The 18685-nt window shown below is 68.0% G+C and carries 17 protein-coding genes and 2 pseudogenes; 4 read left to right on the plus strand and 15 right to left on the minus strand.

Features of this window, described 5'->3' with window-relative positions:
• Positions 1-323 precede the first annotated feature (323 nt).
• From AB0C02_RS32170 to AB0C02_RS32190, 5 genes and pseudogenes are all read right to left on the minus strand, one after another.
• The gene (locus tag AB0C02_RS32170; protein WP_357552941.1) at positions 324-1136 is read right to left on the minus strand and encodes an alpha/beta hydrolase; all 813 of its coding nucleotides are present in this window, start codon (positions 1134-1136) and stop codon (positions 324-326) included.
• A gap of 180 nt (positions 1137-1316) precedes the next feature.
• Entirely contained in the window at positions 1317-1739 is a 423-nt protein-coding gene (locus AB0C02_RS32175; protein WP_357552942.1) for a hypothetical protein, read from the minus strand.
• A 667-nt stretch (positions 1740-2406) separates the two neighbouring features.
• Positions 2407-2529: pseudogene (locus tag AB0C02_RS32180) on the minus strand (IS110 family transposase); the annotation flags it as partial.
• 70 nt (positions 2530-2599) lie between these two features.
• Positions 2600-3805 (minus strand): annotated as a pseudogene (locus AB0C02_RS32185) (IS110 family transposase); the annotation flags it as partial.
• A 371-nt stretch (positions 3806-4176) separates the two neighbouring features.
• Complete coding sequence (locus AB0C02_RS32190) at positions 4177-4812, minus strand: hypothetical protein (protein WP_357552944.1); 636 nt, start codon at positions 4810-4812, stop codon at positions 4177-4179.
• Positions 4813-5387: 575 nt separating this feature from the next.
• Between AB0C02_RS32190 and AB0C02_RS32195 the strand changes: the two genes are divergently transcribed.
• On the plus strand, positions 5388-5894 hold the full coding sequence (locus tag AB0C02_RS32195; protein WP_357552945.1) for a hypothetical protein: 507 nt from the start codon (positions 5388-5390) through the stop codon (positions 5892-5894).
• 801 nt (positions 5895-6695) lie between these two features.
• Complete coding sequence (locus AB0C02_RS32200) at positions 6696-7028, plus strand: hypothetical protein (RefSeq protein WP_357552947.1); 333 nt, start codon at positions 6696-6698, stop codon at positions 7026-7028.
• A 6-nt stretch (positions 7029-7034) separates the two neighbouring features.
• On the opposite strand, the gene AB0C02_RS32205 is transcribed toward AB0C02_RS32200, so the two are convergent.
• From AB0C02_RS32205 to AB0C02_RS32230, 6 genes are all read right to left on the minus strand, one after another.
• Positions 7035-7232 carry a hypothetical protein gene (locus tag AB0C02_RS32205; protein WP_357552948.1) on the minus strand — a complete coding sequence of 66 codons (198 nt, stop codon included), beginning with the start codon at positions 7230-7232 and terminating at the stop codon, positions 7035-7037.
• Positions 7233-7355: 123 nt separating this feature from the next.
• Positions 7356-7553 (minus strand): excisionase family DNA-binding protein, encoded by a 198-nt coding sequence (locus tag AB0C02_RS32210; RefSeq protein ID WP_357552949.1) that lies wholly within the window; start codon positions 7551-7553, stop codon positions 7356-7358.
• Positions 7550-9118 carry a replication initiator gene (locus tag AB0C02_RS32215; RefSeq protein WP_357552950.1) on the minus strand — a complete coding sequence of 523 codons (1569 nt, stop codon included), beginning with the start codon at positions 9116-9118 and terminating at the stop codon, positions 7550-7552. The genes AB0C02_RS32210 and AB0C02_RS32215 overlap by 4 nt, the downstream gene beginning before the upstream one ends.
• 966 nt (positions 9119-10084) lie before the next feature.
• Complete coding sequence (locus tag AB0C02_RS32220) at positions 10085-10456, minus strand: hypothetical protein (protein ID WP_357552952.1); 372 nt, start codon at positions 10454-10456, stop codon at positions 10085-10087.
• Positions 10438-11532, minus strand: a complete 1095-nt coding sequence (locus AB0C02_RS32225) for a hypothetical protein (RefSeq protein WP_357552954.1) — start codon at positions 11530-11532, stop codon at positions 10438-10440. Before AB0C02_RS32225 ends, AB0C02_RS32220 begins: the two co-directional genes overlap by 19 nt.
• A 562-nt stretch (positions 11533-12094) precedes the next feature.
• Positions 12095-12343: a hypothetical protein gene (locus tag AB0C02_RS32230; protein WP_357552955.1), complete on the minus strand. Its 249-nt coding sequence runs from the start codon at positions 12341-12343 to the stop codon at positions 12095-12097.
• A gap of 1137 nt (positions 12344-13480) precedes the next feature.
• On the opposite strand from AB0C02_RS32230, the gene AB0C02_RS32235 reads away from it, so the two are divergent.
• Positions 13481-14320 (plus strand): CHAP domain-containing protein, encoded by an 840-nt coding sequence (locus tag AB0C02_RS32235; RefSeq protein WP_357552958.1) that lies wholly within the window; start codon positions 13481-13483, stop codon positions 14318-14320.
• A 254-nt stretch (positions 14321-14574) separates the two neighbouring features.
• On the opposite strand, the gene AB0C02_RS32240 is transcribed toward AB0C02_RS32235, so the two are convergent.
• Positions 14575-14805 carry a hypothetical protein gene (locus tag AB0C02_RS32240; protein WP_357552960.1) on the minus strand — a complete coding sequence of 77 codons (231 nt, stop codon included), beginning with the start codon at positions 14803-14805 and terminating at the stop codon, positions 14575-14577.
• A gap of 67 nt (positions 14806-14872) precedes the next feature.
• Here AB0C02_RS32240 and AB0C02_RS32245 point away from each other — a divergent pair, with 67 nt between their 5' ends.
• The gene (locus tag AB0C02_RS32245; RefSeq protein WP_357552962.1) at positions 14873-15556 is read left to right on the plus strand and encodes a GNAT family N-acetyltransferase; all 684 of its coding nucleotides are present in this window, start codon (positions 14873-14875) and stop codon (positions 15554-15556) included.
• Positions 15557-15754: 198 nt separating this feature from the next.
• On the opposite strand, the gene AB0C02_RS32250 is transcribed toward AB0C02_RS32245, so the two are convergent.
• From AB0C02_RS32250 to AB0C02_RS32260, 3 genes are all read right to left on the minus strand, one after another.
• The gene (locus AB0C02_RS32250; protein WP_357552963.1) at positions 15755-16129 is read right to left on the minus strand and encodes a hypothetical protein; all 375 of its coding nucleotides are present in this window, start codon (positions 16127-16129) and stop codon (positions 15755-15757) included.
• Between the two features lie 176 nt (positions 16130-16305).
• The gene (locus tag AB0C02_RS32255; protein ID WP_357552964.1) at positions 16306-16752 is read right to left on the minus strand and encodes a hypothetical protein; all 447 of its coding nucleotides are present in this window, start codon (positions 16750-16752) and stop codon (positions 16306-16308) included.
• 541 nt (positions 16753-17293) lie between these two features.
• Entirely contained in the window at positions 17294-18457 is a 1164-nt protein-coding gene (locus tag AB0C02_RS32260; RefSeq protein ID WP_357552966.1) for a hypothetical protein, read from the minus strand.
• Between the last annotated feature and the right edge of the window lie 228 nt (positions 18458-18685).

Consider the following 18685-nt stretch of genomic DNA (forward strand, 5'->3'; position numbering starts at 1 on the left):
AACCGACCACAACTGTCCGCCCACCCGGAAAAACCATGTCCGTGGAACCGGAGACCAAAAGTCCACCCACACGGAAAACCCGATGACCGTTGACACCCGTCGTGGGTGCCCGCAAGAGTCACGCAGGTCCTGAGACCGGACAGCCGGCTGCCGGCGATGTCGATCTCCACTTGATTCGTGACAGATCCGGATCAGATGATGCGTGACAGTTCCGGCTAGACGATCTCGCTGGTGTCAGCTCCTGATTCGGTGTAGCCGGACGCGAGTTCGTTCATCTCTTGACGGGGCGCCGGCCCTATCGCACGCCGTATGCCTGCCGGGTCCTAGCCACCCTTGACCCACGCCAGCACTTCCCGCCAATGGGCAGGAGACGGCGTGTGAGCGGCGTTCTCACCGATGCGGACCTCGGCGTCGGGCATCCGTGCGGCGATCAGTGGCGCGTCGGCAACAGCTCTGCCAGGGTCGTGTCGACCAGCCCAGATGAGGACACGGCAGGGCACGTCCCGAAGGCGGAATCCCCACGGACGAATGTCTGTGGCCAGCCAGTCGCCGACCAGGCCGGCGGCGCCTTGGCGGGCGCCTTCGAGGTTGGACTCCTCACTTGGCTGCATCCAGGTGTCCTGGCCAGTCGCAAGCAGTTCTCGGTGCTGTTTGAGGGAGTCTTCCGCGTACCAGGCGGCAGCGCGAGTCACGTAGGGGCGGCCGAGCCCCGGGATGTTGCAAACTGTCCACGCTTGAAGCCGCTGCCAGCCGCGTACCGTCCGCAGCTCCCGATATGGGCCAGTGAAACCGGCGGCGACGACGCCGGTAAGGCGTTGCGGAAACCGGGCACCACAGGCCAGCGCGTACGGTGCGCCACCGGAGAACCCGACCACGCCGAAACGCTCGATTCCCAGGGATGCCATCAGCGCACCGACCGCATCGGCGACGCCGAGCAGCGTTGGCCGCCGGACAGGTGTCGACCGACCGTATCCAGGTCGGTCCACGGTCATCAAGCGAACGCCCACCAACGCCGCGTCGTCCGGGCGGCTGAGCCGAGAACCCGGCGTGCCATGCAGGTACACCACGGGCACCCCGGCCGGATCGCCGTACTCCGCCCAACCCAGAACCCGATTGTCCGGTAGTGCGAAATCCATGTCGCTCCTCCGCTTCCAGCAGGAAACCGCAGTCGCCTCCACCAGCACTCGGCCGAGTGCCACGCATCATGTGACGCCCACCCCGTCAAGGATCAAGCGGAGTACGACAACCGGCTGCCGGCGGGATGCCTGGTCTCGCATGATGGTTGACACTTCGGCCTCGCCTGATGCTTCACACACTCAACAGCTGTCGCCACCGTTGACGATCGCGGTGATGTTGTTCCGTTCGAGCCGTTGCCTCAGCAGCTCAAGCTCTACCCGAGTTCCCTCGATGCCGGTGGTAACCGCGTGCTGAGCCGTCGCCTTCGCCTCCGATAACGAGGCTCCGGCATCACGGAAGACCTTCAGCAACGCCACGCGGCCGGCTCCTGTTGTGCCCTCGACGGTGAGGCGTGCCAACCCGCAGCCAGCGGCCAAGGCATCGCGGATCTCGGCGGGCGTGTCATCCCAGCCGAACGTCTCGAAGGCTGAGCCGCAGTGGGGGCAATGACACTCAGCGGTCCAGTGCAGCCGGTCGTGGACAATGCGCTGCGCGAGACCACACGTCATCTCAGATCCGCAATCGCCACACGGACGGGTGGCGTTCACGCCGTAGGAGATCACCGGCCACCTCTCGCGATCCGTTCAGCTTCACCTGCGCCAAGGCTCAGCAGGCGCTTCAGCGCGATCATGTCAGCCACCAGCCGAGGCCGCAGTGTCAAACATCAACCGGCGCACAACAGCCCGCTGCCGGCGAAGTGAACGCTCCTATTTCCGTCAAGGGAGCGGGTGGGCCGCGCAGATCACGTTGCACCGATCAGGAGGTGGTCTGTCGGAGAATAGTCGATCTTCCAGTCTGTGTAGACGCCGAGGGTGCCGTCCTGGGCGCAGCGGAGAGCGACGCTGGCCCACCGGACGTCGCCATCGGTGCGCAGAGCGAACCCGACGGCGACCTGGAAGGCTTCGCCGCCGCACGGGCAGGCACATTCCCCAGGGTCGGCGTCTTGCCAGTAGTCGGCGCTGTCCGCGATCAAGACGAGGTCGCCGCAGGCTAGACACCGTACCTGTGCGCACCCGCTCTCGTCATCGGCAAGGACCGCGAAGGTCTTGCCGCCGCACTGTTGGCAGATCATCTCCTTAACCCGAGCCACGGGGTAGCCGCCGGGCTGATATTCGCGGAGGTAGTCGGCGAGGTCGGTGAAGTTGTCGCCGCGCCAGAACTTGCCGGTGGTGTCGATCGCCACCGGTGCAGCCTGCCTGATTCGGCCATTGGTGTCGAGACCGATGTTGCCTACGCGGGGTTCGTAAGCAGTCGGTATGCCTCTCTCGCGATGTAGCGCTTCAGGCACCGCATGATCTCGGTCTTGGCCTTGCCCTCGCTGATCCGGCGGGCGACGTACTCCTCGGTTGGTTGGTGGCCAGGGCGCACCGACCGCCACCGCCTGCACCGAGGCGGCGACCGCGATGCCAACCGCGCCCTCTTGTTGATGGTGGGCCCATGCGGTGGCTTCGTCATAGGCAGTGGCGGTCTTGAGACAGCCATGCAGGATCCCGACCAGGCGGTTGCCGAGCTGACGTAGCGCCGCCTGGTGGCCGATGCCGCGGGCACGCAGCCGGTCGTAGTAGGCGCGGGCGCCGGGGGAGGCGTGCAGCGCGGAGAACGCTTGGCGGTTGAGGGCATCGATGAGCCGATCGTTGTGCACGTACCGGGCAAGCACTGACTTCTTCTTGCCGGACTGGCGAGTGATCGGGCTGGTCCCGGCGTAGTTCTTGCGTGCTTTCGCATCGGCGTAGCGATTCTTGTCATCGCCGAACTCGGCGAGCACCCGGGCGCCGAGAATGACGCCCAGACCGGGCTGACTGAGGTAGATCTCAGCATCCGGGTGCTTGCCAAAATGCGCCTCGACCTGCTCCTCCATGTTTTGGATCTCGGCGTTGAGGGTGTTCAGGATGGCCACCTGAGCCCGGACGGTGGCCCCGTATGCGGCGGTCACCACGGCCGGCTGGCCCAACTGCTCGGCGTGCAGGGCAGCCTGGATCGCCTGCGCCTTCTCGGCGATGTTGCGGCGGCGGGCGCGCTTGATCGCTGCTGTGATCTGGGCCTTGGTCAGCCGGCCCGCGGAAACCGGATCGGGTGCGGCGCCCAGCAGTTGCAGAGCATCCGGGGCGGTCAAGTCGTCGAAAGCGGCCAGCGCGGCCGGAAAGAACTCCCGCAGAGCGTGGCGCAGCCGCAGGATATGCCTTGTGTGCTCCCAGATCAGCGTCTTGTGCGCCCGGGTGACGACCTTGACCGCCTCCGCTTCGACGCTGTCGCCAGCGACCGGGCGTAGCTGATGACGGTCGGTACGGACCATGTCAGCCAAGGTATGCGCGTCGCGGGTATCGCTCTTGCCGCCGGAAACACTGTGGCGCTCGCGGCAGCGGGCCACCTGGAACGGGTTGACCGCGTAGATCTGGTAGCCAGCAGCGATCAGCGCCTGCACCCAGCAGCCGCCGCGGTCGGTCTCGATGCCGACCACCACCTGCGTCGGCTCGTCATCCTCCCCGACATGCTCGCCGATCATCGCGTGCAGCCGGGTGATCCCCGCGACACCCTCGGGCAGCTTCGCTCTGCCCAGCACCCGCCCGGTCTGGTCCTGCAGCTCGACGTCGTGGTGCTCCTCGGCCCTGTCATCGCCAACGAACAGCAACCCCATGCTCCCACCCATAGCGGACATCACGTCTACGGCGGCCCGCGGGAGAACTACCAGCAACCTAATGAACGAGCGCTCACGCCAAAGCCAGCGGGCACGACATCCCATCCGCGGTCTGGTCTCCCGACCAACAGCAGGGGCACGGTCTTGACATAGGACTGCAAGCGTCCCGGTCCGCACAGTGCTCACCCACCGGCGGCTACCGGACCGGAGTCTGCCCGAAGGCCGACCCGGTAGCTCTCATTAGGTCCGCTTGACGTAGCGAGCCGGGCGGCGGTCCGCTCCCCAAGGATGGCGGGTCGACGGCGACGGGATGGCAGCGGGGCGGGCTTGGGACTCAGCCGCGCGGGACGAGGGACTGTGGTGCCTTACAGCGGCAGCGGTTCGCTGATCTGTAAGCCCGCGTCGAGTGCCGCGACGAACTGATCAGCGTGCTCCGGCGCGACCTGGTTGGCCCAGTTGCGGGTTGCTTCGAGGAATCCGACCAGGTCGCACTGTGCTGATCGCAGGAGGTCGGGCAAGGCCGCCCGGTCGACATCGACATAGGTCCGGTCCGCCGGAGGGGTTGCCATGTCTCCGCCCTCGGTCCAAACGCGCACCACCTCGCCGCGATATTCCACCTCGGGAGCCGGGGCGTGTCCGAGATCGACCGACAGTCCGTGCAGGGTGCCCAGCCAGTCGCGCCACTCGAAGAGATCGCAACAGCAGCCGGGCTCCACCAATACGCCTGTCGTCGAATTTATGAGCAGCAGTCCGCCAGGAGCGTAGAGGGTGTCGAACTCGCTTAGTAAGCGGAGCGCTACGGCAGGTGTGTTCGGAACTGCAAAGTCGTCGCCGATGGGGGCGCTGTGGAACAGGAGCGACCAGACAGCCATACCGACTTCGGCGGGTTTCATCGCCCCGTGTAGCCGTAGCCATCCCAGGTCGCGTGCTGCGACCGGCCAGAGGTCAAACGGCACGACGTCGGAGCCAACTCGACTCACCACCGATTCCAGGGTCAGCACCAGGTCACGATAGCGGCGATCCAGGGGCGGCCATTGATCTTTTTTGCAACCGGGCGGGCCCGAAACGGTCGCCGTGCCCGATGTGCCCATCGCCCTTGCGCGGAGATCACCTGGCACAGATGTGGCACAACTGAGGCCGGAAAGCGTGCGAGACGTTGAGAAGCGGTGAGTGCCCCGACCAAGCTCACGCGGTTGATTGGTCCGGTTCCCGACGATCATCCACCCCCTGGCGGCTTAGGGGTTAAAGTCCCGCCTCACCGCCTAGCGCTCGGGCTGGGTGACCAGCTGGGTGACGACCGGGGCAGCCGACGCCGGACGCCCGCGGACGACGGTGGACTGTTCCGGCAGCTCACTCCGGCTATTCGCCCAGCTCACCAGGCCTACGGTCCGCGACAAGCGCGCAGCCGCTATCCAGTAACCCAAGTGGACGACAGAGAGGCCAGCGGCCGACTGCCGGCCATGTCGGCTCTCAGGACCTGCGTGACAGATCAGTCTCGGGACGCGCGTGACACGTCTGGCTAGACGATCTTCACGCCCAGTTCCTGTGCTGACGAGAGGGCTGCGATCATCAGCAGATGGAGTTCGTGCTGGATCCGCCGCACGAGGTCGGCCCGCTGCGGCTCGGGATGACGATCGACGAGGCCCGTGCCGCGCTCGAGACGCTCGGCCCGCTGAGTTCGACCGCCTACGGCGAGGTTGCGCTGCACTTGCCGAGCGGGCTTGGGTTCAGCCTGGGCTTCGGAGTTGGGCGGACAAGGGACCGGGTCAACGCGATCGAGGTGTGGCGCCCGATCGAGCGGGACGTCGTGCGGTACCGCGACGTAGACCTTTTCGGGCTGCCCGCGCTGGAAGTCGTGGAGCGCCTACGTCGCCATGTGGACCTCAGGCCGAACGAGGACGATGACGGCTTCACCGCGCGGGAGCTGTACCTCGCCCTGTGGCGGCCATTCGCCGCAGACGACGACCCGGACGAGGAACAGGGCTACTTCTTCCAATCGGTATGCCTGGCCCGGCCCGGCTACGACGACACGCCCGCCCAGGCAGCAGCACGCCTCGCCGCTGGCGGCCAACCAGGCTACTGATCTGCCTGGCCCTCCACCGGCATCCGTGATGCCTCAGCCGGCAGGCACGTCCTGGACGGCTCGATACCGCTGTTCCATCACCCTCATCGCCACCAATGCTCGGCGGAGTGTCACCAGGTCCTGATACCGATCTGTCACGCAGGTCCCGAGACCGGACAGCCGACTGCCGGCCAGGCGGTGAGAACTTTCTGTACGTGTTCAAGGCGGCCCTTGACGGGCCGCACGCGCCGCCGCCTGGGCGCGCGCCGGCCGCTGCCGCTGTCGCTCTGCGGCCGTCACGCCTGACGCCCGGCGGCTGGCGCGGACAGCGGGGAGCCCGGGGGCCGCCGCAGACGGGATAGCGGGGACAGTGGTGGAGGTTCGTCGCCGGCAGCCGGCCGCGCCGCGCCGGAGCAGCGCGGCGCAGGGAAAGGCGTGCCGGGGTCCGCGCGGCAAGCCCCGAGCATGGGGGTGGTGGCCGCGCGGCGGCATGCCGGTCGTCCAGGAGCCGGCTCGACAGCCGCTCAGGGTCAGGTCAACCGCTCACCGGGGAGGGGAGGGGTGGCCGCCGGTGGCCAGCTCCGACCCCGGGAGCCGGGTCCGTGCCGGGCGAGGTTGGGTCAACTGCGCCACTGTGGCGGTGTCCGCCGGGGGCACGGTCCGTGACACGAGAGCCGACTCAGCTGTTCCGGCAGCGTCCGTACGAGCCGTCAAGGTCCGCTTGACGTGGCGGAGCCGGCGACGGCCCGCTCCCCAGAAGGGCGGGTCGGCGGCACACCGGATGGGGTCGCGCAGGTTTCCTGCTGTCACTAGGCTCTGATCATGTTGCTTCCACCGCGACGGCGTTGGATCCTCGCGCATGCTTGTGTGATTCTGGCGTTGTTGGTGGTTTTCTACACCTCTGTCGCGATCATGGACCGTTCTTCATTGGCATTCACTGCTGTGGGCCTGTCCGGCGTCGGCATCCAGGTGTTGGGGCAGCCATGGGACTGGCTCCTTAATGCGATGCAGTTCGATAAGGGAAACGAGATCCTCGGCTCTTTCCGTGACCTGCGCTTCTTTGGTCCTGCGCTGTTGAATCTTGCCTTCCACGCCGGGACGGTGGTGGGGCTGCGGCGCGTGCGAGCGAACACACCCAATGAAGCCCATCGCTAACCCCTGTCAGGTGGTGAGCTGCCGGGGCGGCGACGGATGGTGGGGCCCGGCCTCCGGGCCGGCCGCCGCAAACGACCGGTAGAGGTGCACCGCCTTGCGGGGCTGGGTGACCAGTTGGGTGACGACCGGGACGGCCGACGCCGGACACCCACGGACGATGGTGGACCGTTCCGGCAGCTCACCCCGGCTGCTCGCCCAGCTCATCGACGAGTGATCATTCTTTCACACCAAAGGCGTCAGGGGCTACGTGGTTGGCACCGGGGCAGGTCGCAGTCTCGGCATAGGCGAGGATTGCTGCCATGGCTGACGTTCGTGCGCGTCCGGGCATCAGGCTGCCTCCTGTCGTTCGACTTGCTCGCGGATGTAGTCGTCGACCCATTCGGGGAGGACGCGGCGGTACTTTCCGTCCTTGATGGAGCGCAGCTCGCCGGTGGCGAGCTTCATCTTGACCTTGGAGATGCCGAAGCCGAGGAGGACGGCGACTTCGGCGGGGGAGTACCAGCGAGGGGTGAGGTGTCTGCTCATGCGGCAGCCCCGGTGAGCCAGGCTTCGTGGGCGACTTCTTCCCGGCCGATGCGTCTGCTTTCGCGTCGCTGTCGGGCGGCGGTGTTGGCGAGGAGTGCGTCACCGGCGCTGAGCCAGCCGGACCCGACGTAGATGAGGGTGCCGACGGTGACGATGTCGGTGCCGTCCTCGTCTTCCATGCGGCGGTAGGTGGCACGGGTGTCGCGGAGCTGGCCGAAGGTGACGGAGTAGCGGCGGGCCTTGGTGAGGAAGTGGCCGCCGAAGCCGAGCATGTGCGCCCAGCGGCGCAGCCCGGCGTAGGGGCGCGGTTTGGTGTCAAGGCTGGCTTGACGGTCACCGCCGGTTGCGGCGCCGCTGGCTGGTTCGGTGTGGGTGGGTCGTCCGAGGTGCCAGCAGGCGTCAATGAGGCGGGCGAGGTGGTCGCCTTCCGGGTCGGCGTAGTCGTCGATCGTGGTGGGGGTGAGCCGGGTGGAGCAGTGGCCGGTGGCTTCGGTGGCCTTGGTGGCGTACTTGGCCAGGTAGGCCGCCACCTTGCCGTCGGTCAGCTCGCCATCAGTGCTGTTGGTGCGCCGGACGTCGACCTGCTCGCCCCAGGCGACCCGCCAGCCTTGCGGCCGGTCGGGGTGCGGGGGTGTGGTGACGGTGATCTGGGAGGCGGCTGCGTGGACGGCTTCGTCCAGGTCGTCGACGGTGATGCCGGCCGGCGGCGGCACGAGGGCGTCAGGGTCGTCGGGGTCGACGCCGTCGAGGCGCAGCAGGACGTGGAAGTGCACCGCTGCTCTGCGTTGCATCTCGGCGACCTTGCCGTGCGACACCCGCAGGGGCGGCACCCAGCGGACCTTGCCCGAGGGGGTGACGATCCGAACGAAGGGGATGCCGCGCCTCCGGCAGAGGGCGGCGAGGCGGCGTTCGATGGCCTGTTTGGTGCGCCGCCACAGCTCACCGGCGAAGTAGTTCCAGACGACCTGGTGGTCGTGGTCGTAGCAGTCCAGGCACAACGGCTGCCCGAGCCGCGGATCGTCGGCGTCGTGCCGGGCGAAGCACGCCGCGGGCTGCCCGTGCGGGCAGGTGCCGACGGTGCTACGGGCGCGGCAGGGGGCCGGGCGGCAGTCGCAGCGCTGCCGGCTGCGGCAGGTGTGGCGGGGGATGTGCCGGTGGTGGACCGCGCCGAAGGACGGGGCGGTGAAGGTGGCGAAGACGACCGGGTGCCGGCCGATCGAGGCGGGGATGCCCTTGCCGCCGGTCAGGCCGCAGCGGACGACCTGGAAGGCGTCGCCCTGGTAGACCCAGGCGCAGTCTCGGCACTGCGATTCGCGGCGGTTGCCGCACGCCTTGTAGAGCGTCCGGTCGGGCAGCTCGTCGGTGTGCTGCTCGCTCAGGATCCGGCCGGTGTCGCGGTCGACGGCGGCGATGGTGCCGGTGAGGCGGATCGGGCGGGAGCAGCCGCCGGCGGGGCGGGTGTGTTCCAGCCAGCCGGAGAACTCCAGCGTAGCGGCGCGGTGCAGGGCTTGTGCGTCACGACCGGCGGCGAGACCGGGCCGGTGCAGGGTGAGCGGGGTGGACATCACTCTCTCCTCATGGGGTGGCAGGGACGGGAGATGAAGCACCACCAGCCGTGGATGTCTGTCCGCTGGTGGTGTTCGTCGTGTCTCCTGGCACCGCCGGGGAGGGCGGCTGACGCCGGAGGGCGGATTCGTGGTCGTGCCACTTCCCGCCGATGAGTCATGTCCTTTTCGCGCTCGTCGAGCCGATGAGTGGGGCCGGCACGGGTGGGGAGCCTGGGATGTCGGCGTCCGGCGGGTTGCCGCAGGCTGACCCCACCCGTGAGGTGTGCGAATCCGGGCCATCGTGGACGGCAGGGAAGGCCGTGCTGGGCCGCTCAGCGGATTCGGAGGACCGGCATGGCGGCCGGTGCAATCGAGAGCCGGCGGGACGTGGCCCGCATCAGCGGCAGGAAGGCCGCTCGCCATCTCCGACATCGAGTCCAGCGATCCAGCAGGAAGGCCGCGCTGGCGTGCTCGACGAGCGCCAGAGTAGCACCGGGTACCGACACGTCAACCCGCCGTGACCCGGGATGCTGTGGCGGGACGGCCGGCTGCCGGCCCGTGTGGGAGAACTTTCCGTACGTCTATCAAGGCGGCCCTTGACGGGCCGCACGCGCCGCCGCCTGGGCGCGCGCCGGCCGCTGCCGCTGTCGCTCTGCGGCCGTCACGCCTGACGCCGGCGGCTGGCGCGGACAGCGGGGAGCCCGGGGGCCGCCGCAGACGGGATAGCGGGGACAGTGGTGGAGGTTCGTCGCCGGCAGCCGGCCGCGCCGCGCCTGAGCAGCGCGGCGCAGGGAAAGGCGTGCCGGGGTCCGCGCGGCAAGCCCCGAGCATGGGGGTGGTGGCCGCGCGGCGGCATGCCGGTCGTCCAGGAGCCGGCTCGACAGCCGCTCAGGGTCAGGTCAACCGCTCACCGGGGAGGGGAGGGGTGGCCGCCGGTGGCCAGCTCCGACCCCGGGAGCCGGGTCCGTGCCGGGCGAGGTTGGGTCAACTGCGCCACTGTGGCGGTGTCCGCCGGGGGCACGGTCCGTGACACGAGAGCCGACTCAGCTGTTCCGGCAGCGTCCGAACCTGCGTCAAGGCCCGCTTGACGTGCCGGACCGGGCGGCGGCCTGTTCCCCAGGGGGCGAACGTGGAGGCCACCCGCGCCTGCTGCTGTTGCTCGAAGGACTCCCGCAACTGTGTGCTGGCGCCGTAGACCTCGTCCCCGAACACCACGGCAAAGCGGATGCCGTCGGCGTACGCGTCGGTGCAGATGTCGATCGCTAACTGCCCCTTGGTGCGAAACGGCAGCTCAGCGGATATCCCCAACGCAATTCCGTGAGCCTTCGCCGCCGGTGTCAGTTGGAGGGCTTCCACGTCGCGCTGTGGAACGCTGAGACGTTGTCGGCGGTCAGCTCGGACCAGGCCACCGCCGCCCCGTTGCCGTATACGATGCTGTATCCGTCCACCGTCCCGAGCCGCCACAACCGCTGGTCGCCGAGTTCGTAGACGTACTGCCCGGCGTCGCCTGACGCACTGCCGTTGGACCACGCCAACAGGCTCGGACTGAGGCTAAGGTACATCGTCCACGGTGCCGAGTGCTCCAGCGGGAACGCCACCGCCTCGTTGGTCGCAGCGGTCCACAGGTACAGTGTCGACTTCTCATCGGCCGGCGAGGAGACCACCCAGGCCAGCCGGTCTCCGCCGACCACCAGCTTGGAGACCTCCTGCTCGGCGCCGAGGGCGCCGGCCGCTACCACCTGGTCGGCGCCAGCCGAGGTCCGGCGATGGATCTCGTAGCGGCCGCTCGGGAATCCCGGCGCCACATCATGTGACCGGACGTAAAAGAGATCGCCGCCGTCGGAGGCGGGGAACTTGGCCTGAGTGACAGCGACCTTCAGGGCGCCGTCACCGGTCAGCGGGCGCGTCATGATCCGCACGCCGAACTCGCGATCATCCCCGGTGGGATACGTGGTCGACCAGTACGCCGCCCCGTCACCGATCACCGGTTCGCCGTTGCCCGGCCCGAGCGGAAGCCGAGCCTTCGGAGCCATCGCGCTCGAGTCGCCGAGCAGGCTGGTCTTGCGGCTCGCGGAGTCGTACGCGTAGACCCGCCAGTCGAAGAAGTACAGGTCGGTGCTTGCGGTCTCGGACCAGACGACAACGCCGTCCCGCTCCACGCCGCCGGCAGTCTGGCGAGGCGGCCCACCGTAGCCTGCCGGTAGCGGGAACGGCCGAAAACCCTTGCTGTTCCACAGTCCGACCGAGGTCTGCCCGATCGCGATGGTCCAGTTGCCTGTCTTCGCCGGTGGGTTCTTGGCCGCCACCAACTCGCCGAACGCGGTCACCGCCAGCACGATGGTGGTATTGCCCTTTCTATCCTTTCCCACCACGTCGAGCACTCGTCGCAGCGGGCCCTGCCGTGCTGCCTCCTGGGCCTTCGCAGGCGGCACGGTCTGAACGATCTTGAAAGTCCCGACGGCTTCGACCACCGGTTCATTCGCTGTCCCGGATGCCGACGGTGAAGCGGAGGTCGTGCCGGCCGATGGCATGGCACCACCTCCGCCCTCCCGGCAGCCGGTGGCAGTAAGCGTTACACAAACAGCGACGGCAGCCGCCAGGGAAATGCGCATAGCAGTAAACTATGCCGTTCGACCGGAGGAAGTGCGAAGCGACGTTGCTCGTGTTGTAGCTAAACGTCTTGGCGGCCTCGGCGAAGACCGTGGTCCCCATGAGCAACGGGCACAGATCTGGCACAACTGGGACCGAGGGGCCATGCGAGAAGTTGAGAGACGCCAAGGGCCGCGTCCCAGATCAGAGAGGCGGCCGGTCCGATTTAAGCCGATCCTTCGTTGGTTGGCGGCTTAGGGGTTCAAGGCTCCGCCTCAGCTCAGCCCGTGCCCGTTCTGCGCCCGATGCAGCGGTCAACACCGGCCAGCGGAGGTCTGTCGCAGAGCTTGGCCGTGTCGCCGGTACGTCCGTGACCAGCAGACGCCACGCCGGGCGGCCCGCGACTCAACCCGATTCCCAAGCTGACAGTCGCCGGTCACGGCAGAGCCAGGCGATCGGTACATACTGTTCAATATGCGTCTGCCGAACTTCCGGCGTCGTCGGTTCCCAGGTGACCGATCTGCGATCGTCATGCACACCGTCATCCGACGCGAACTTCCGGCGCTCGTCGTTGCCCAGTCTGACTATGACCTGTGGCTCGTTGGCGACGGCATCAACGAGCCGGACTCCGCCGAGATTATGGATCTTGTCCATAGCGCAGCTTGGCCAAGATTTTCCAGGTGGCGGCGCCCGGCACCGGGCCGTGTCCCGGACCAAGGTTTGGACGGAAGGCCGGGGTCGTTGCCCTCGGCGGTTCACTGCCTGGGGCGGCCCGGTGTAGAAGTCCATCGGACCCCGGTCCTCCGCGCGGTGAAGAGTATCGGCGCCCACTGACCTCCGGGTGCCGGTTATGGCGGATTTAATCCGCTCATAAGCTGTCGATTAGTCATAGCCGTTCGCTCATCGAGGATCGCCTGGACCACGACGAACTGCTCCTCGGTCACCAGCGGCGGGTGGGGGACCTGGTTCGAGACGACCCAGTGCGGGGCAGCGTTCCACCGCAGGGCCTGTCGGCGTACGGGTTCTGACGCAGAGTCAGGCACGCAAACATGCACAGCTCAGGGTGCCCGACGCGGGCTATCCTGCGCTGGGCCCGACCAGGCGGTAGTCCATTCGACCGCTCACGTTGCGTTACCGTCGAAGTCTCGCCGCCCTCGGATCACAGATCCGGATACCTGATCTTGACGGTCGGACACCCAGCGAGCCGGCGGCATGCACTCCGGCTCTGTGGTAATCCGGCCTGCTTGAGGACGAGCCCGCAGCTCCCATTTTTCGCGTCCCAAAGCGTGTCGTTTGCGACCAGCGCCCGAAGCAGCGCACGCTGCGGATCGGTCAATGGTCGGCGCTTCCCGTACGTCTTGGGGAAAGCGAAGCGCACCAACGCGCCCGAACCACGCGAGATCACCCGCAGCCTGAAACGCTATATAGCCCGCCAAATCTGGCGAATCATCGAAGCCGGCTCTTGACAGCAGCCCTCACAGATCTTGGTCGACTGCTGTCTTACCTGGAGCCTCGCTCTCATCGATCTCCGGGCCCGCCACTTCCGCCATGAGCTGCAAGATCAGCTCGTAAAGGCTCCATGATCACCGGCGAGGCCGCATCCGTCTCGCGTCACCCTCCAACCAGGACGTGAGAGTGCGTACGCCCAGGTCAGACACACCTCAATCGACTGCGCAAAGACCCTGTGCCCACGGGCTTCGCCAGCCGGGCCACGCACGGCCTGGACCCGCGAATTGATCAATAGCTTGTAGGGTGGGTCGGCCCGTATCTGCTGTTGGAAGGAAAGTGGACATGCCCAGGACCACCGTTCGCGTCCTCAGCGCCCTCGGCGCGAGCGTGCTCAGCGCAACTCTCGGCGTCCTCGCGGTCACCACCCCCGCTCAGGCGGCCGCCCGCGACGGAATCTGCGACACCGGCGAGTTCTGTTACTACTACAACAGCGACCATGCTGGGTCGGTTTCCGACCACACCGGATCTCTGGCCAACTACGGCACCACCCAGCCGGACTGCTACGAGTTCAAGGGCGCCGGCGCCGGCAAGGGCCTGTGCATCAAGAACAACGCCGCCTCCGTGTGGAACCGCACCAGCAGCACCGTGCGGGTCTACTACAACAGCGACTACGACGCCTCCTACGCCCACCAGGACATCGCACCCGGCGCGAAGACGAACCTGAACGCCACACTGAAGAACAACAACGCGTCCCACCAGCTGATCTCCGGAACGAGCTACCCGGCGAAGGACGACTACCCGTACAAGGGCCAGAGCGCGGGCATCGACCCCTGGAACTTCTGGAAGGGGCAGTGCACCAGTTTCGCGGCCTGGGCGCTGCGGAGCCGGGTCGGCGTGCCATTCAACAACCAGTATGGCGGAGCCATGTGGGGTAACGCCGGGGACTGGGTCGTCGCCGCCGGGAGCGCCGGGGTGCCGGTCCACAACAGCCCGAAGGCCGGCGACATTGCGGTCAGCCAGGGCGGCACCTACGGTCACGTCGCCTTTGTCACCAGCGTCAACTCGAACGGCACCTTCGAGGTCGACGAGTACAACTACAACGTCGCGGTCGCGTACAGCCACCGGACGGTGTCGGTGGGCACCGCCAACAACCAGTTCTCCAAGTTCATCCGCTTTAAGTGACCTTCTGTTTCGGCTGAGGGATCGTGGGCACGCCTGCCCCGTCGGGCTGGCGTGCCCGCACCGGCCGCCGCCACGCCTCTCCCCGTATCGCCCGTGGAATCCCCGCGTCCAGGGTGGCGGAGGAGCGCGTCAGCGGTGGCGGCGCTCCGTCCGCAATCGGCACTCCGAGGGCGGGTCAGGCGGCTGCGTTGCTGGCCACGGGCGCCGCGCAGCCGGGTGGGCATGCCCTTCCACAACCAGTACCTCGGCACCGTCTACACGCCGGGCACCATGCCGTCCGAAGTGGTGCGAGCAGCACGGCCGCACCGCGTACGGGCACCTGCGGCCAACACCGCACGGTAGCTGTCGAACGTTCGGTCGGCGAACCGCTCGCTGACGCAGATCGCGTAGCCGTCATCGCGCACGTACGTCGGCGCGATCGAGCGTTCGGCCCGCCGCGCCCCGTTGACTGAGCGTTGCGGCCGGTCGGCGGCAGATCCGCGCACGTGATCTCGGGCTCATTGCGTCTCAAGACGTGGCGGGCCGTTCAGGTGCAAGTGATCTACTCGATGGGTGAGCAACCTGCGAGATCTCATCGTCCGCTGGCAGCACGGCTGGGGCGTGGCTCGCGCGCTGCCCGCCGCCGAAGACGTCGGCGGCGCGTTGCGGGTCCGGTGCTTGCAGCCCGGCCGCGACATCGAGTATGTCGCGCTCGATGCCGGCGAGGACCTCGCGTCGCTCACCACGCTGGCTGAGCTGGTCGCTGGTGAGGACGCCGTCACATGGCTGACCGTGCCCACCACCGACCCGGCGGGGGCGGCCTCGGCTCTGGTGGCCGCCGGCCTGATTGTGCTTAAGCACTCGGAACTGTTGATGACGGCCGATCTTCGCGGGCATCCGCAGAGCATGGCCGTGGCACCGTACCGGCTTCTGACCCAGGTCGACTCGCACGGAGGCGGCAGCGTGGTCGCGGCCACGGTGCGGCACGAGTCGGGAGAGGTGGGTGCGCGCGGGACGATGGGATTGGCCGGTACGGATGCGGTCGCGGACCGGATCGAAACCATGCCGGCTCATCGTCGCAAAGGCCTAGCCAGCGCGGTCATGAGCGCGCTAGCCCGTTCCGCGGTCGAAGAAGGCGTCGAACGCGGCATTCTCATCGCCAGCGAGGAAGGTCAACGTCTGTACATGACGCTCGGCTGGCAGCCGGTGGCCGATGTACTGATCGCAACGACGCCTGGCAACACGTACCCGTCCTGACCGGCGCAGATAGCCTCGGCCGACCCACGCTCCTCGTCGTCGCCCAAGCGAGCGCACAATCCAACGTCCGACGACAACGACGCACTGATCTCGGCAGTTCAGGATGCCCAAACGCCGCGAAGTGCCGACCACCCACAGTGAGGGCGACGCGCGGCTGACGCGCACGGCCGGCGGCAGATGAGTGCGCGCGTCCTAGCATTACTGAACCAAGCGCCGAACCTCGATCCGGGCCCCGGGAACTTCGTCGCCGCGAACGGTGCGCTTGGTCGCCTCGAGATGATCGACGCGGTCGTCTGCCGCTTGCGCTGGACCGCGCCATTCTCGGAGCCCAAATACGCCCTCCATCGCATCCAACGTCGGCTTGATTAGGTTGTCGAGGTCCCACACTTCGTTGGCGTTGCGCGCTTCAGGCGTACGAAACTCGACGAGAACCGAGAAGCGCTCCGCCCACGGACCCAAGCCACTCCTGGTGACCGCCTCGCGGACCGCGGCCTTCCACGCAGGCTCGGCTGCCGACGAGTAGCTCGCCGGCCGGCCCACCACCTCCACGATGACGAGCGTCTCGAACCTCATGACAGACCATCATGGCCACCGCAGCCCTGCAACGAAAGGCTCCCGCCCTCGTCGCCGCGAGAGAGTCCGCGAGCGCCATGATCACCAAAAGTTCAGTGCAGGTCTTCGAGGCCGCTCATGTCGCCGCTGGCGGACAACCGTGACCGAGTGCGCCTGCAAACGGCCTCCCCGGGCGGTCAAGCAATTCGGTAGTACTTGTCGAGGAAGGCTGCGTAGCGTTCGGCGTCGTAAGACTCCTCCACCCACGCGATCTCGTCGAGGATCTCCCGGGCTTGATCGGTGCACAAAGTCGCGAGGTACTCCTTCGTTCTGGCGACGCCCGCTCCCAGCATCAGTTCCGCGTCGACGGCGCCGGTTGCGTCCATACTGGTGCGGCGGGCGCGGTGAACCAACAGCGCGTCCTCGACGGCGCCGGCGTGCCAGAGCTGGACGGCGCAGATCCGCATCAGCTGCGTGTTGCCGGGGATGGTGCCCGTTCCAGCGGAGATGTCCGCCTCGTGCCGGGTTTCGCGGATGAGGACATCCCGAACGATCGGGACCTGGTCGACGGCGACGCGCAAGCCGTAGGCGGCCAAGTGCTGGTCGGCGTCCCGCTCGCACTGGTCATCGATATCCGTCCCCATGCGCCCTGTGTAGCAGGAGCAGCGCGCATCGGCCAGACAGCCCTCTCGAACGGCGGCAGATCCGAATGAACCATGAGCCGTTCGCCAGGCAGAATACTGTCACCGCGCTGGTTGACCTCCGGTGCAACGTGCTCTGCGGCGCCGGCGGTTCTTCGTTCCCCGCTTGCCGCGCAACTGCCTGGTGCTGCGTCGTGCACTCCGAGGAACCTTGCTGAAGGTGGCCGCGAGGCTTCGCAGCGGGGTGACCTCGATGGCGGCGTCTCGGTCGGCAGTCCGAGGGTGAGGCTCGCCGCGGTAGCGAGACCCGCTTTTCGCAGCCCCACGTGCCTGAATCGAGTGCGGCGAAGTCGGTCGGCGGCCCGGGCGGGACCCGCGGCGGCGCGGGCTGCTCGAACAGCAGCGTGGTCCCGACGTCCGCCGCGGTCACGGGTCGCCCCGCCGGCCGAGCGGCTGGCGCGATGGACCGGACGCAGCCCGTGCGTGGCCTCCGGGCCGAGGAAGGCCAGGACTCAGCGGCCGTCCCGCACCGCGTACCACCGGTTTACCAGGGGCGGCGGATAACGCCCGGCACCTCGGCGATCGCGACCCGGTCCTCCTCGGCGAGGATCCGCAGCATCCGTTCAGCCTCCTCCACGGTGGTGTGCGCGCCGGTCGAGGTCGCCTCGTCTGGATGCGGCGTCTCCAGCCACAGCTGCCCGTCGTCCCACGACATCTGCACAATCCCGCCCGACGGGGTGATCGCCGACAGCCACGAACCGGTGCGGGTGGGCATCCGGCGCACAATCTCGGCGGCCTCGTCCCACCGCAGCGGCAACCCGTCGGACTCGTTCGGCCCGTTCGGGTTGCTCTCGTAGGTGACCTCGATAAGTCCCGGCTCACCGGCCGGCTTCTGCCGATCGGCCGCGCCGTGCAGCAGGCTCAGACCCTGCAACCGCCCCGCGCAGCGGCCGTCGCCCCAGGACAGCAGGTGGTGGTGTCGGGTCACCTCGACGCCGTCGACGCGCGCCGGCTTGCCGTCCGGCAGCCACGGCAGCTCCACCGCGGCCACCGCGGAGACCGGCATCGGCACCGGCATCCGGCCGCCCGGCGCCTCGAACACGACCTCACGCTCGCCGGGCTGGGGCGTGGCGTACGCAGCCAACCGTCCCAGGCGCCGCCGCGCCCACGTCATCAGCACCCGGATGCGCATCCCAGGCTCGCCGTCCCAGTCGACGGTGAGCCCCTGCGCCCGCAGCGCCGCCACAATCTCGGCTCCGAGCTCGGCGTCCGGCGCCGCTTCGAAGCGCCCCCAGGCCAGCCACAGCTCGTCGCCCGCGGCAGCGCGTTCAGCATCCTGGTAGTGATAGAACACGTAGCCGCGGGCCGGGAAGTTCGGCAGTACCTCCCCGCCGATCTCGCCGGTGCCACAGTTCTGGCAGCAGGCGAAGTCCTCCCGCGCCACGATCCCGGCCACATCCAACGCCCGGAACGCGTCGGTGAGCCGGTCGCTGTCGGTCCGCTCCGGCCAGCCCGCCTGCACTGCCAGGTGCTCGGCGAACCGGGGCCCGACCAACCGCCAGGCCAGGGCCCGCAGCTCGTCCGGCGTGGCGTGCCCATGCAGATACTCAACGGCGTCCTCGACGATCTGCGCGCAGCTGAACCGCCCACGCGCCACCGCCCTGCGGATGTAGGCGTCGGCGGTCGCCCGCAGCTCGTCCCGGTCCATGCGGGCGAGGATAATCGGGGCAAGCTCGCTGCCGTAACACAGGCCGTGACGCTTTCTCGGCACGTCCCTGCGGAGTCTAGGGGCAGCCTGTGATCGCAGCGAGTAGCGAGCTGATCGCGGCAAGAGCGGATGTTTCATGCTTGCCGGCATACCAGCGTCGGCGGGCTGCTGTGGTGGTCTACTCGCCTGCGTTTGCGTGGGTGAGTAGGCGGGCGGCCAGGGCGCGCA

The sequence above is a fragment of the Micromonospora sp. NPDC048999 genome, assembly GCF_040649295.1.
In the GTDB taxonomy this organism is placed as follows: domain Bacteria; phylum Actinomycetota; class Actinomycetes; order Mycobacteriales; family Micromonosporaceae; genus Micromonospora.